The sequence below is a fragment of the Cobetia amphilecti genome (assembly GCF_020217465.1).
GTDB lineage: Bacteria > Pseudomonadota > Gammaproteobacteria > Pseudomonadales > Halomonadaceae > Cobetia > Cobetia amphilecti.
Genome location: NZ_CP084115.1, coordinates 3,121,618 through 3,135,584, shown reverse-complemented (window position 1 = coordinate 3,135,584; position 13,967 = coordinate 3,121,618). Strand labels below are relative to the sequence as shown.

At 63.6% G+C, this 13,967-nt stretch carries 12 protein-coding genes and 2 riboswitches; of the genes, 5 read left to right on the top strand and 7 right to left on the bottom strand.

Features of this window, described 5'->3' with window-relative positions:
• Positions 1–71 precede the first annotated feature (71 nt).
• On the top strand, positions 72–938 hold the full coding sequence (locus LCW13_RS13200) for a dienelactone hydrolase family protein (RefSeq protein WP_225347127.1): 867 nt from the start codon (positions 72–74) through the stop codon (positions 936–938).
• A 195-nt stretch (positions 939–1,133) separates the two neighbouring features.
• On the opposite strand, the gene pncB is transcribed toward LCW13_RS13200, so the two are convergent.
• On the bottom strand, positions 1,134–2,306 hold the full coding sequence (gene pncB / locus LCW13_RS13195) for a nicotinate phosphoribosyltransferase (RefSeq protein WP_043331412.1): 1,173 nt from the start codon (positions 2,304–2,306) through the stop codon (positions 1,134–1,136).
• A 170-nt stretch (positions 2,307–2,476) separates the two neighbouring features.
• Positions 2,477–2,866 carry a DUF4190 domain-containing protein gene (locus LCW13_RS13190; protein ID WP_225347126.1) on the bottom strand — a complete coding sequence of 130 codons (390 nt, stop codon included), beginning with the start codon at positions 2,864–2,866 and terminating at the stop codon, positions 2,477–2,479.
• Positions 2,867–2,969: 103 nt separating this feature from the next.
• On the opposite strand from LCW13_RS13190, the gene LCW13_RS13185 reads away from it, so the two are divergent.
• The 4 genes from LCW13_RS13185 (at position 2,970) to LCW13_RS13170 (ending at position 7,041) form a co-directional block, all read left to right on the top strand.
• Positions 2,970–4,301: a GNAT family N-acetyltransferase gene (locus LCW13_RS13185; RefSeq protein WP_225347125.1), complete on the top strand. Its 1,332-nt coding sequence runs from the start codon at positions 2,970–2,972 to the stop codon at positions 4,299–4,301.
• 129 nt (positions 4,302–4,430) lie between these two features.
• Positions 4,431–5,726 (top strand): nuclease-related domain-containing protein, encoded by a 1,296-nt coding sequence (locus LCW13_RS13180; RefSeq protein WP_225347124.1) that lies wholly within the window; start codon positions 4,431–4,433, stop codon positions 5,724–5,726.
• A 467-nt stretch (positions 5,727–6,193) separates the two neighbouring features.
• Positions 6,194–6,562, top strand: a complete 369-nt coding sequence (locus tag LCW13_RS13175) for a phasin family protein (protein WP_043331409.1) — start codon at positions 6,194–6,196, stop codon at positions 6,560–6,562.
• 200 nt (positions 6,563–6,762) lie between these two features.
• On the top strand, positions 6,763–7,041 hold the full coding sequence (locus LCW13_RS13170; protein ID WP_043331408.1) for a peptidylprolyl isomerase: 279 nt from the start codon (positions 6,763–6,765) through the stop codon (positions 7,039–7,041).
• Between the two features lie 129 nt (positions 7,042–7,170).
• On the opposite strand, the gene thiC is transcribed toward LCW13_RS13170, so the two are convergent.
• The 5 genes from thiC to LCW13_RS13145 form a co-directional block, all read right to left on the bottom strand.
• Entirely contained in the window at positions 7,171–9,180 is a 2,010-nt protein-coding gene (gene thiC / locus LCW13_RS13165; protein ID WP_225347123.1) for a phosphomethylpyrimidine synthase ThiC, read from the bottom strand.
• Between the two features lie 126 nt (positions 9,181–9,306).
• A riboswitch (TPP riboswitch) is annotated at positions 9,307–9,447 on the bottom strand.
• A 157-nt stretch (positions 9,448–9,604) separates the two neighbouring features.
• The gene (gene tenA, locus LCW13_RS13160) at positions 9,605–10,264 is read right to left on the bottom strand and encodes a thiaminase II (RefSeq protein WP_043331406.1); all 660 of its coding nucleotides are present in this window, start codon (positions 10,262–10,264) and stop codon (positions 9,605–9,607) included.
• Positions 10,265–10,410: 146 nt separating this feature from the next.
• A riboswitch (TPP riboswitch) is annotated at positions 10,411–10,537 on the bottom strand.
• Positions 10,538–10,672: 135 nt separating this feature from the next.
• Positions 10,673–11,398, bottom strand: a complete 726-nt coding sequence (locus tag LCW13_RS13155; RefSeq protein WP_225347122.1) for a TIGR04282 family arsenosugar biosynthesis glycosyltransferase — start codon at positions 11,396–11,398, stop codon at positions 10,673–10,675.
• Positions 11,391–12,101, bottom strand: a complete 711-nt coding sequence (locus tag LCW13_RS13150; protein WP_225347121.1) for a TIGR04283 family arsenosugar biosynthesis glycosyltransferase — start codon at positions 12,099–12,101, stop codon at positions 11,391–11,393. The genes LCW13_RS13155 and LCW13_RS13150 overlap by 8 nt, the downstream gene beginning before the upstream one ends.
• A gap of 517 nt (positions 12,102–12,618) precedes the next feature.
• Positions 12,619–13,950 carry a PQQ-dependent sugar dehydrogenase gene (locus tag LCW13_RS13145; protein WP_225347120.1) on the bottom strand — a complete coding sequence of 444 codons (1,332 nt, stop codon included), beginning with the start codon at positions 13,948–13,950 and terminating at the stop codon, positions 12,619–12,621.
• Positions 13,951–13,967: the final 17 nt, after the last annotated feature.

The following is a 13,967-nucleotide window of genomic DNA, read 5'->3' as shown; positions in this document are numbered from 1 at the left end:
ACACCTGCAGCCGGTGTCTCGGGTTGTGGATCGCGTCATGCAAGTGGATCACGTCATACAAGGAGTAGGCGATGCGAATGTTACGTGGCTGGTGCGCTGGCACCCTGTTGTTTGCACAGTCGGTATTTTCCGCCGGACAGGCCATGGCCGCCGAGGATGCACCGCTGGTCAATCGTCTCGAGGGGCCGCAGGTGGTCACGGAGACGGTGACCTATAGGGCCAATGGTGAGGAGCACGTAGGCCTGATCGCACGCGATGCCAAGGCGCAGGGGCGTCGACCCGGTATCCTGCTGGTGCATGAGTGGTGGGGCTTGAACAGCTACGCCCGCAAGCGCGCCGAACAATTGGCAGGGCTTGGCTACGTGGTCATGGCCGTCGACATGTATGGCGGTGGGCGCACGGCCGAGCATCCCAAGGAGGCCGGCGCCTTCTCCTCTGCGGTGATGAGCGACTGGCCGAAGGCGGAATCCAGCTTCAATTCGGCGCTGGCGGTGCTGCGCTCACGCCCGGAAGTCGATGGCGAGCGCATGGCGGCGATCGGCTACTGCTTCGGCGGTGCCGTGGTGCTCAACATGGCGCTGACCGGAGCGCCGCTCAAGGCGGTCGTCAGCTTCCATGGCAGCCCGTCGATTGCCGTGACGGAGCCCGAGCCGTTTGCCGGCCGGGTCGTGATCCAGAATGGCGCGGCAGATACGCTGGTGGCGCAGGAGGATCTCGACAAGCTGGTCGCGACCTTCCAGTCACTCGAGACGCGCACCACGCTGATCCAGTATCCGGGTGCCAAGCACGCCTTCACCAATCCGGAATCGGATGCCAAGGCGGCCAAGTACGATCTGCCGCTGGGCTATGACGCGGCCGCGGATTCGGCTTCCTGGCAGGTCATGCTCAACCTGTTCAATGAGGTCTTCAAGACACCGAAGAAGTCCGTCAAGACCTGAGTCGTCAAGACCTGAGCTGCAAGACCTGAGCCGTCGTCACCGGTGCTGAAGGTGATCGACATGAAAAAGCCCGCCCGGGAAGTTTCCGGGCGGGCTTTTTCATGGGACTTTTTCTAGCAGCTATTTCATGAGCCTGTTTCAAGGTCTCTGGCAGGAGGCCATGGCAAGGCGTTCAGCGATCGCTGAGCGTGCGCTTCAATCCAGCTCCTTGAGTGACAGCACCTGGTGCGCCAGACGAATCATGTCGGGGTCGCCGGTGTGTTTGCTCGAGACATCGGACAGCTTGATCACCGGCACCCACTCCTGGCCCTCGGGACGGGCTTCGGTCATCTTGATCACCATGTTCATCGGCTGCGGGCCGACATCATTGGTGAAGTTGGTGCCGATACCGAACGACATGCCGATACGTCCGGCGCAATAGCGCACGATGCGATCGACCTTGTCGGTGTCCAGACCATCGGAGAACACGATGGTCTTGGTCTTGGGGTCGATGCCCAGTGACTCATAGTGACGGATGGTGGTCTCGGCGAAGTCGATGGGGTCACCACTGTCGTGGCGCACGCCGTCAAACAGCTTGGCGAACTTCTTGTCGAAGCTCTTGAAGAAGGCCTGGCTGGTGAAGGTGTCAGACAGGGCGATCCCCAGGTCACCGCGATAGACCTTGACCCAGTTCTCCAGCGCCAGGATGTTGGCCATCTTGAAGCCGAAGCGCGCGGCATGAAACATGAACCACTCATGGGCGTGCGTGCCGATCGGCTTGATGCCGTGGCGCTGTGCCATGTGCACGTTGCTGGTGCCGATGAAGCAGCCGCGGCCGTGGTCCTTGAGACCCGCGACCACCTTGTCGTGCACATCGTAGGAGTGACGACGACGAGTGCCGAATTCCGCCACGCGGATGCCGAGACGCTTGTAGTGCTCGATCTTGGCCAGGGTGCTGTCGCGCAGGGCCTGATCGCTGTCGCGTTGATCTCCGCCCAGCTGATACCAGAGCTCGCTGATCATCGCCATCAGCGGGACTTCCCACAGGATGGTGCGATACCAGTAGCCTTCGATATGCACCTCCAGCTCATCACCGGTCTGGGTGATGGTGATTTCGGAGGGATCGAAGCGGAAGCCCGCCAGGAAGTCGCGGTAGGTCGGGTCCAGGAAGGGGCAGTGAAGCTCGAGGAAGGATTTCTCTTCCACGCTCAATGCCAGTTCGGCCATGTTGTCTACCGCGATGCGCAAGGCCTCGCCGAACCCCGGCGGGAACGAATGCTCGCCACGGTTGATGAAGGCGTAGCGAGCGCGCGCATACGGAAACAGTTTCACCACGGCGTTCTGCATGGTGAACTTGTAGAAATCATTATCGAGAATCGAGTACAACATCGAGGCTCGCTCAGTATCAAGGCGGCTCGGGGGAACCGGAATCGCTGGCAGGGCAGACGCTGCGAGAGGCAGGCATGCCCCGCTGGCACGGGGAAGCAATGTCGACGCATTATCCGTGCAGGCGCGCTGCACGTTCAAGCCGGAGTGCCTAGGCGCTGGTCAGGCGCTGGTCAGGTGCTGAATGCCATTATGCCGAACATGGTCAGCATCATGCCGCCGAACATCAGCAGGCCGGCCAGCGATAGGGCGATCAGCAGGTAGCCGAGAATCAGTCCGGCCAGGGCCCAGCTGTCACCGGCTTCGCCACTGCGGCGGATCTGGCTGCGCGCAATGTGGCCACACACGACGCCGCCGAGTGCCGCAGGCGCGAGCAGGCAGCCGAGCACGCTCAGGGCAAAGGCGGCCACTGCCATGAGATTCGTGCTGGCGTGGGTGTCCTGCGCGGGCGGGGTCGGCGCATAAGGCCCTTGAGAGGGCCCTTGCGAGGACTCTTGAGCGCGCCCCTGGGGCTGTGAGCCGCTCGTGGACGTATCGTCGGGCGGCGTGGGAGTCTCTGTCATGTGGGTCTCGTTGTCCTGCATCATGACGACACACTAGCATGTCCTGGGTTGTGCGGCATGTCTGCACCAGTGGTAGGCATGGCAAGACTATGAGGAGAGTACGGTGACAGGGCAATGGCAGGCAGAGGATGAGGCTGCGACAGGGTCGGCGGCTCAGGCGGCGACAGGGTCGGCAACAGGCCAGCAGCAGGCTGCGAGCGCCGCAGGTACCGCAGAGAAACAGGGCTGGCGCCTGGAGGTGCTGGATTCCCTCGACGCCCTCACCGCCAGTGAATGGAATGCGCTGGCAGGCGATGACTATCCCTTCCTGCAACATGCCTATCTGAGCGCGCTGGAAAGCTGCGGTGCGGCCAGCGCCGGCAGTGGTTGGCATCCTGCCCATCTGGTAGTGCGCGACGCCGACGGCCGCTTGCTGGCGGGGCTGCTGCGCTATCTCAAGCTGCACTCGCGTGGCGAATATGTGTTCGACCAGCAGTGGGCGGAGGCCCTGGAGCAGGCGGGTGGGCGCTATTATCCCAAGCAGTTGACTGCCGTGCCGTTCACTCCCAGCGATGGCCCACGCCTTGTCACCTCGCCACAGTTGGCGTCGCCCGCAGCCCGGCGTGCCTTGCTTGAGTGGTTATGGCCGCATCTCAAGGCTGGCATCGCACCCGCGGCTGAGCCGGGTAGCGCGCTACGTCGTTATGAGCACAGCGGGTTTCATCTGCTGTTTGTCTCGGCAGAGGAGCGGCAAGACTGGCAGGCGGCGATTCCGGAGCTGATTTCGCGTCCCGGGATGCAATATCACTGGCAGTCACGCGGCGAGCCGGACTTTGCCACCTGGCTTGAGAGTCTGCGTTCCAAACGGCGCAAGGAGATCCGGCGCGAGCGGCGCAAGGTCGCCGAGCAAGGCTTCACGCTGGCCAGGCTCGAGGGAGCGCAGATTGGCTCTGACGATATCGAGGCCTTCTACCGCTGCTACTGCATGACCTATCTCGAGCGCGGCCAGCGCCCTTATCTGCCGCTCGATTTCTTCCAGCAGCTCAGGCGCAGCATGCCCGAGCGATTGCTGCTGGTGCAGGCGCGAGATGAGCAGGGCGCGCCGGTGGCGGCAGCCTTGTGTCTGATCGGCAGTGATTGCCTGTATGGTCGTTGGTGGGGCAGCGAAGTCCATGCCGACTGTCTGCACTTCGAGGTCTGCTATTACCAGGGGCTCGAATTCTGCCTGCAGCGAGGGCTCAAGCGCTTCGATCCCGGCACCCAGGGTGAGCACAAGATCAGTCGCGGTTTCGCGGCGTATGCCACCGGGTCGCTGCATTGGCTGATGCATCCCGGGCTTCAGGAGGCGGTGGCAGAGGCGGTCGAGGAGGAGGCACGTTGGCTCAGCAAGGCGCGTCAGCAGGTGACGGCAATGCTGCCCTACCGGGAGGCCGCGCCTCAGACAGCGCAGGAGTGATGACCCTCAGCCTTCTTCACTGTCATCCGCTATCCGCTGGCGGATTCTCCCGCGGAGTCAGAGGCAAGAAAGATTGCGAATAGAGCACTACACTGAGTTATATATGAATGCTCTAATCCAGAGGCGCCCATGCTGATCAAGGACTGCGATTCACGGGAATACGACCTGCTGGTGCTCGAGGTGCTGGCGCAGGATGCTGCGCTTGCCGCGCCCGAGCGCCACAAGGTGCTGGAGGCCCTGCGTGCGATACGTGCCCGTCAGGCGCGTCGCCGTGCGCTGGCAAGCCAGCTGGATGCCTTGTTGGGGACGCGGGATGATTGGGTCGTGCTGCATGATGTGCGGCTGGCGCAGGCAGAGGGCGTGATCGAGATCGATCACCTGCTGATCAACAGCCTCATGCAGGTCTGGGTGCTGGATGCCTCCTGTTTTGATCTGACGCTCTCGATCACCCCCTTCGGTGAGCTGTTGGCCCATAGCGGACGAGTCGCGCAGGGCGGCGAGACACCCTCAGGCGAAGATGGCGTCATGGCGCATGCCGTGACGCCGTGTCCCTTGCAGGCGATCCCTGAGCGTAGCCGCGCCATCGTGCAATGGCTGGAGGCCTCCTCGTTGTTGCCTGTGCGCCTGGGGATGACCCTGCAGCCGCAATTGCGCTATCGCATCGTGGTGGCCGATGCGGCTCAGGTCAGCCGGCCGCCGGAAGATATCGTGGACAGTCGTGCGCTGCTGTCCTTCGCGCGCCTCAAGCGTCAGTGCCTGCAGGTGAGCGGCAAGACCGCTTACGTGACACGGCTGCGCAGTTTTACCCACCGCCTCGATCAGCGCCGCCTGCGCCAGCTGGGGCGCGCCATCGCCACCCAGCATGTGGCCCCCAACACGGATTGGGTGGCGGAGCTGGGCCTGGCCGCTGGCACGCGCGCGACGGATGGCGACGCTGCCACTCAGGTATCCCCGCTGGCCTATCTATGGCAACCGCCGCTATCGCCTGAAGAACTGGCGCGGGCCTCAGGCGATAGCGCTGCCATGGCGGCAGAGTCCGATGACATGGAAGGGGCGTCGGATGACACGACGCTGGCGGTCCAGCGTGGCGTGACATCTACGGCTGCCCTGAAACGGCAGTGCGGTTTTGGGGGCCGAGGGCTGCAGGCCGCGCATTGGCAGCCCGGGCACCAGGCTCTGGATCAGGATGGCCGAGAAGGCCCCGCTAGCCCGCAGGCGGCAGGCGAGCAGCCGGGTGCTGCGGCCGACAATCAGCAAGGCGCGTCTTCCGCCCAGTCGCAGGATGAGGAAGGCTTGCCGCGCTGTCAGGGCTGTCGGCGATGGCTTTCCACCCAGAGTGTCGACTTCTGTCGCCAGGCAGATCAGGCACGCGCGCTGGGCGGGCGCCTGCTCTGCAAACGCTGTCGCGACGCCTCATGCCAGTGAGGCAGCAGCACGGCGCTATCCTCAAGTTCAGGCTTTCAGCTTCGGGCTTCTGCCTCAGCCCTCTGTCCTAGCCCTTTATCCTCCCAGCCCTATGGCCCAGCACTTTGGCCCAGTCTGGCGTTCCAGGGCGTGGTGTGTGGCATGACGGGGCCCCAAGGCGTCAATTTTCTTTTCAACTTCTGATTGTTTTTCTCCAGTGCAATCAAGCCACTGCATCAACCAGGGCGTACAGATCAGTCGTTGCGATGTTTTTGATGTTGCAGTGCAACAAAGACTGTCTTATGCTGCGTTGCAGCGAGGATGGAACCTGGTCGATAGCACTATCTGACCGCGACGGCTCGATAGTGACGGCTTGATAATGATGGCTCGGTCACTACGGTGCACCAGCCCGGTTCAGTCCTGATAACCGAACGGAGCAACGCTCCGGTTCATTTCAGCGTGATGCCAATACCCTGGAGGGTGCCTACATGTTCAATGCCAACTTCGAGAAGTCCGCTCAGCAGTTCGACGATATGTTCCTGTCTCCGCTGCGTGCGTTCAGCGCCCTGAGCATCGATTACAGCGAGAAGCTGATCGGCGCACAGATGGAACTGACCAAGTCCTATGCTGATGCTTCCCTGACCCAGGCGCGTTCCATGCTCGAGATCAAGGACAGCGAAGGTCTGAAGAACTTCGTCAAGGAGCAGCAGGAAACCGTCAAGACTCTGGGCGAGAAGCTGCAGAACGACACCCAGAAAGTGGTCGAGCTGAACCAGGAATACGCCAAGAAAGGTCAGGAACTGGCAGAAAGCAACGCCAAGTCCGCCTCCGAGGCCATGCAGAAAGTCGCCAAGTAAGCGACTGCTGCCGACGCTCTCAGGCGAGCGTCCCCAACGCCCATCCGGTCTTCCGGGTGGGCGTTCGCGTGTCTGGGATATCGCTGAGCAGGTGGGGAGGCGCGCGACGCTAGCGGCGAGCGCTGCCTTGGGCCACAATGACCTGCCACGCCGCCGGTGATTGCCGGCGGCATTTATTCGATCAGTGACAGGTGATAGACATGGCACAGGCCACAGCGCGTCATATTCTCGTTTCCAGCGAAGAACAGTGTGCAGCTCTCAAGACCGAAATCGAGAACGGCCGCGATTTCGCTGATGCCGCTCGCGAGCACTCCTCCTGCCCGTCCGGCCGCAGTGGCGGCGACCTGGGTGCCTTCGGCCCGGGCATGATGGTCAAGGAATTCGACGAAGTCGTGTTCAGCGCCCCGATCAACACCGTGCAGGGCCCGGTGAAGACCCAGTTCGGTTATCACCTGCTGGAAGTCACCAGCCGCACGTGAGCCTTCTGTCACGCTCATGAGATGTCATGAGCGTGTGGCAGGATGTGACGAAAACGCCCCGACCATCACTGGTCGGGGCGTTTTTTGTGTCGCTCGGAATGTCAGCCTTCCTGTGCGTCAGGCACTTGGCTAGACCTCCTGATAGAGCTGGCTGCCTTCACGCTTGAACTTGTCGGCCTGCTCCTGCATGCCGGCCATCACGCTGTCGGCATCGCCGGTCAGACCATGCTCATTGGCGTAATCGCGCACTTCCTGGGTGATCTTCATCGAGCAGAACTTCGGCCCGCACATGGAGCAGAAGTGGGCGACCTTGGCCGAGTCCTTGGGCAGCGTCTCGTCGTGGAAGCTGCGCGCGGTGTCCGGGTCCAGGCCCAGATTGAACTGGTCTTCCCAGCGGAACTCGAAGCGTGCCTTGGAGAGCGCATTGTCACGGCGTTGCGCGCCCGGGTGGCCCTTGGCCAGATCGGCGGCATGCGCGGCGATCTTGTAGGTGATGATGCCGGTCTTGACGTCGTCCTTGTTGGGCAAGCCCAGGTGCTCCTTGGGGGTCACGTAGCAGAGCATGGCGCAGCCGAACCAGCCGATCATCGCGGCACCAATGCCGGAGGTGATGTGGTCGTAGCCCGGGGCGATGTCGGTGGTCAGCGGGCCGAGGGTGTAGAAGGGCGCCTCGTCACACTCGCTGAGCTGCTTGTCCATGTTCTCCTTGATCAGGTGCATCGGCACGTGACCCGGGCCCTCGATCATGACCTGGACATCGTGCTGCCAGGCGATCTTGGTCAGCTCGCCAAGCGTCTCGAGCTCACCGAACTGGGCGGCGTCATTGGCATCGGCCACCGAGCCCGGGCGCAGGCCATCGCCCAGTGACAGGCTGATGTCGTAGGCCTTGCAGATCTCGCAGATGTCCTCGAAGTGACGATAGAGGAAGCTTTCCTCGTGATGTGCCAGACACCACTTGGCCATGATCGAGCCGCCGCGCGAGACGATGCCGGTCACGCGGCTGGCGGTCAGCGGCACATAGCGCAGCAGGACGCCGGCGTGGATGGTGAAATAGTCGACGCCTTGCTCGGCCTGCTCGATCAGCGTGTCGCGGAAGATCTCCCAATCGAGGTTCTCGGCCACGCCATCGACCTTCTCCAGCGCCTGATAGATCGGCACCGTGCCGATGGGCACGGGAGAGTTGCGCAGAATCCATTCACGGGTCTCGTGGATGTTGGCGCCGGTCGAGAGGTCCATCACGGTGTCGGAACCCCAGCGGATCGCCCAGGTCATTTTGTCGACCTCTTCCTCGATGGAGGAGGTGACCGCCGAGTTGCCCAGGTTGCCGTTGACCTTCACCAGGAAGTTGCGGCCGATGATCATCGGCTCGCTTTCCGGGTGATTGATGTTGGCGGGAATGATGGCGCGGCCGCATGCGACTTCCTCACGCACGAATTCGGCGGTGATCTCGTCGGGCAGGTTGGCGCCGAAGCTGTGGCCCGGGTGCTGGTGGCCCAGAATGCTCTCGACGGATTCGCTGCCCTGATATTCCTCACGCAGCGCGATACGACGCTGATTCTCGCGAATCGCGATGTATTCCATCTCCGGGGTGATGATGCCCTGGCGCGCGTAGTGCAGCTGGGTGACATTCTTGCCCGGCAGGGCACGACGCGGGCGGTGGTCCAGCTCGAAGCGCAGGGACGACAGGCGCAGGTCAGCCTGGCGCACGCGACCATATTCACTGCTCAGCTGATTGAGCTGTTCGGTATCACCGCGTTCCTCGATCCACTTCTCGCGCAGCGGCGCCAGGCCCCGGCGGATGTCGATCTCGACCGCCGGATCGGTGTAGGGGCCGGAGGTATCGTAGACGACGATCGGCGGGTTCTCTTCCAGGCCGCTGGAGGTCTGGGTCGGCGAGCAGCCGATCTCGCGCATGGGCACGCGGATGTCCGGACGGGAGCCTTCGATATAGATCTTGCGCGAGCCGCTCAGCGGCGCGATGGCGGCGGCGTCGACTCGTGCTTCGCTGGCGAGATGGCGGCTGCCATCCTTGCGACCGGCGCGCGCGCGTGCCTTGGGGGCAGCCTCAGGCTGCGAGGCGAGCGGTGACTCGGCGGCGTTGGTGGCTTGCGGGTCTTGTGTCGTCGGGGCAGTGCTCATGCAGGTCTCCTCAAAGGGCGACGTCACGGCTGACGTCATCATGGGAAGACCGTGCGCAGGGAGAGGATGGTCGTCGCCGACTCCTTGCCAGCAGGTGGCCCGGGAGCGAGGCGGCCGCGCGCAGCGGCTGGCCATCAGCTTGATTCCTACGCCGGTCCTAACCGGTTCAGGTTCCACGGGACCCCTTGCTGGCAAGCTCGCGCGTCAGGGCGGCGAAGCATGCATGCAGGATCTCAGCCGGTTCCACCGGCACCCCGTCAAGCGTGTGCAGATTTCAATGCGAGGGTGTTGCCCGAAGCGTCAGGCTTGCCACGGGGAGCATTCTCGCATCCAGGCTCTGTTGGCCTGTCAGTCGTGCCATCCATGGGGATGGCGTCATCCCGAGCGGCTCATGGCGAGTGCCGGGACGTCAGTCTGTGATGACTCAAGCGCGATCGAGGCCCATCTGCCAGAAGTCGATCTCGAGTCGCGTGGCGTCCCGGAAGACATCGACCAGCTCACCCAGTCGGCGCTCCGAGACCTCCGAGAGGCGCGCATCCAGCCATTCGCGCTCGGCTTCGACGGCTTCCTTGAAGTCATCGCTTGAGTACATCGCGATCCAGTCCGCGTATGGGTTGTTCTCGATCTCGGTGGTGTCCTGATCGAGCAGCCACTCGGCGATCTCGCCGTAGCCGATCAGGCAGGGCGCGAGCGCCACGTGCAGATCGAGCAGGTCGCCGCGCTGGCCGCAATCGAGCACGTAACGGGTATAGGCCAGGGTGGCGCGGGATTCCGGCAGCTCGCTCAGGTCATCCTCGCTGATGCCCCACTCGCTGCAGTAGCCGATATGCAGATCGAGCTCGGTATTGAGGATGGTGTCGAGACTGGCCGTGGCCTGACGCAGCTCCGCGAGGGTGCGGCTCTTGTAGGCGGCCAGCGCCCAGGCACGCGCGAAGTGGATCAGGAACAGGTAGTCCTGCTGCAGGTAATGGCGGAAGGACTCCTCCGGCAGACGACCTTCGCCCAGCTGGCGAACGAAGTCGTGCTCGAGATAGTCACGCCATTCCTCGGCGCAGGCACTGGTCAGGTCGTTGAAACTAGGCATGACGCATCCCTCGGTGAGCGTGCTGACGACCCGTAATGGGGCGGCAGGTCTCTGGCGCAAGCGTGGCCAGTACCGGAACAGGAGCAGGGGAAAAGCGGGGGAGGTGCCGACAGTCACCGTGAGAAAGTGGTGACGATATCGAGTGGCATCGCTTCGCGCTTGATCCCTACGCCGGTACTAGCCGGATCAGGTTCGGCGGGATCGTCATTCACGCAAGGACGTTGCCTGCGCATGACATCTCAGCCGGTCTTACCGGCACCCCGTCAAGCTGTGACATGTGAGTCACGATGCAGCGAGTGTAACAGCCCTGCGGCGTAGAAGAAGGGCAGTGTGAGCAAAAATGCATACGACTTTGGGAGGCATGCCGAACCTGTGATGAGCCTCAAGCGGGCTTATTTATGGAAAGTCTCAAGCGGCAAGGTCGGCCATGAGTGCCGGCAGGTGGCGCGACAGTCGCGCAAGGTCACGCGGCTCATCGACATCCCAGCTGGTCGGCAGGCAAGCGGCCGTTCTCCCCGCCCGGGCCAGCAGCGCCAGAGTGTCCCGGCAGACATGGGCATGGCTCCAGTGGGGCAGCAGGAAGGCTTGCGGGCAGGGCGCCTTGAGGCCGATCAAGCCATAGCCACCATCGTCGGTGGGCTGCAGCACCGCGTCGTGAGTGCGCAGTCTGTGGGCTGCCTCGCGCAGCCGCTGGCTATCCAGCGCTGGCAGGTCGGAGCCCATCAGCAACACCGGCCCCTCGGGCAGATGTCGGGCCATGGCCCGGGACATTCGCTCACCGAGCTCCCCCTGCGGCTGTGCCTCGAAGGTGAGGTCGGCAGTGGCATCGACAACGCTTCGCAGCCGGGCTTCCAGCGCTGCCCGCAGAGCCGCCTGTTCAGGTGCCTGACTCGACGGCTCGGCAGAGGGCGTCAGCATCACCACGACCTTGCCGAGGCGCGCGGCGCAGGCGTGGTCAACGATATGGCTCAGCATCCGCGCATAGAGTCGAGCTGCGCCCTCGGGGCCGAGTGCGGGGATCAGGCGTGTCTTGCAGTGGCCGGCGATGGGCAGGCGACCGAAGATGATGAGAGTCGGGCGCACCTCTGACGCGGCATCAGCGGTGGGCAAGGTAGGCAACACCGCATCACGCATGTGGCATGCCGCGCTGCTCACAGGCCTGCGCCGCGGCGCGATAGCCGTAAAGGCGTGCCAGGCGTGCAGGGGAGACGCCACACCAGGCCGCCAGCCGCAGTCCCCACATCTTGACGATGGTGCGCCAGACGCCGTGGGTCTCCCAGCGTCGACCGCTGGTCGTGACACGCGCGGTCAGGTTCATTGGCGGGGTCAGATGCTTGAGATGGGCACTCAGCCAGATATCTTCCATCAGTGGCATGTCGGCAAAGCCGCCGATGGCCTCGAAGGTCGAGCGCTTCACGAACTGGGTCTGGTCGCCCGTGCTGATGCTGGTCAGCCGCGAGCGCAGATTCATCATGGCGGCGATCATCGGTAACCACGGCGACTCGCCCTTGATGCTGACATCGAAGCGGCCCCAGTCGCTGCGGCGATGCGTCGTGATGGCCTCCTTGAGCAATGCCAGCGCATTGTCGGGCAAGTCGGTATCGGCATGCAGAAACAGCAGCCATTCTCCGCGTGCACGCGCGGCTCCGGCATTCATCTGGCGTGCCCGGCCCGGCTCACTGCTCAGCACGGCATCACACAGCGGTCGGGCCAGTGAGGGGGTGCCATCCGTCGAGCCACCATCCACCACGATCACTTCACAGTCACCCCCCGCGCGCAGGCGACTCAGGGCAATCAGGGTTTGCACGATGCCGGCTGCCTCGTCATGCACCGGCATCACGATGCTCAGCCAGGGAGCGCGCGTCAGGTGCGTGCATGTGCTCGACAGGGAGTCCCGGCTGGCGGACGTCCGTGATGCTGGGGGTGGCTGCTGGTTCATGGCGGCAGGCTCCGACGATGGCGTATTCGTTGGATCATACGCAGGAGTTCGTAGGCTGGATGCACGGGCGAGATAGGCTCTATCAGCGCGTCATCGTTCAATAAACGCTTGGCGTCGACCCAGTGTCGCTCCATGGCCACACAATGCCTAGCTGGCCATTGGGTGCATGCGAGGGCACAGGACTACATTCCTGTAATTCGCAGGCGGGGCATGCAAGGCAGGTTTTCAGTATCTGTAGCAGGCAAGCGCTGCATTCATCGGCCCTATTTATAGGCCCTCTCCATAGGCCCTCTGCCAAGCAGCTCCTGGAAAGAGAGCCTGAAGAGAGTGCTTGGACAAGAGGGCTTGGAGAGAGCGCGTGAATAAGGGCCAGGGCCTCGATTATCAAAAGCCCGTTCTGCTGGAGGTCAGGCCATCAATCGAAGGTGAGGCGATAGAGGCCAGCCGCGCCGCTATCCGAGGTGAAGTACAGGCTGCCATCAGGGCCGAACAGAACATCGAGCGGGCGAATCCAGCGCTGACCGCTGCTGCTGTCCTGCAGGCCGGTCAGCACTGGCACCAGGCGTGCTTCAGTGTCTGGCGTCGCCAGCTTGAGGCCCAGCAGGCGAGGCTCACGGCGGCTGGCCGGGTCACCCGCGGCGTTGCCGGAGGGCGCCGTGCCCCAGCTGCCGTGGACTGCCACCACGACATCCATGTCTGCCGCCAATGGATGCTCTGGCGTTACCACCGCGATTCCCATCGGTGCACTGCGAGCGGGGATCTCGGCCAGCGGCGGCGCAATCTCGTCACGCTCACGCGGTGAATCGCTCGTGATGCAGTCATCCGCCTGCCAGCGGCCATCGACCCACTGATACCAGGGCATGCCATGGAAGCTGCCTTCGCGGGCAGCAACCACCAGTTCGCGGGGTTGCTCATAGCCCCAGTGGTCGGGGCCGTTGTTGGTAGCCAGCAGACGCGGCTCATCTTCCCTACCTGGCTGCCAGGCGAGGCCTACCGGGTTGCGTAGCCCGCTGGCCCAGGGCTGCCAGTGCGGCGCATCGCCGGATTCCTCAAGGCGCAGCACGCCGCCGCGGCGTTCACTGAAGGAGTAGCCCTGCTCGCTGCCTGCGAGGTATTGATTCGAGCAATTGCCCTGGATGCCCAGCGCCAGATAGAGGCCACCATCCGGCCCGAGACTCAAGGTGCGCGAGTTATGGCCACCGCCGCCGGGCAGGGCGATCAGCTCACGAAAGTCATCGCGGGTGAGAGACTCGCCGGGTGAATAGTCGGCGACCAGCAAGGCTGCAGTGGTCGCGACATAGAGCTTGTCACCACGCACCACCAGCGAGTGAGGGTAGCCCGACAGTTCGACCAGCGTCTTCACGGCAGGGAGGCTGCCGTCCGGCGTCAGCTGAGCGCGATAGACACGCTCGGCCCGCGAGCCGATCAGCAGTTCGCCAGCATCAGTGAGGTGCAGCATGCGTGGACTGTCGAGCGAGGCCAGCCGCTCGAGCGTGGCGCCCTCAGGCAGCTTGAGCGCAGGGGCATCACTGGGCACTTGCTGAGCGCTCACCAGCGACAGCGAGGAAGCGGCCTCTGTCTCTGCCTCTGCCTGGGCAGGCAGAGACAATGCGAGACAGGCCGCCGCGGCACTTGCGACCAGGCGTGTCGCCAGACTTGCCGGCAGGCGTGTCGATACTGCCCGGGGCAAGGAGGGGCGCCGGGGCGATGAGCTTGTGAGGTGAGCGGTGTGAGTCTCGATCGGCATCCTTGCCTCCTGTCATT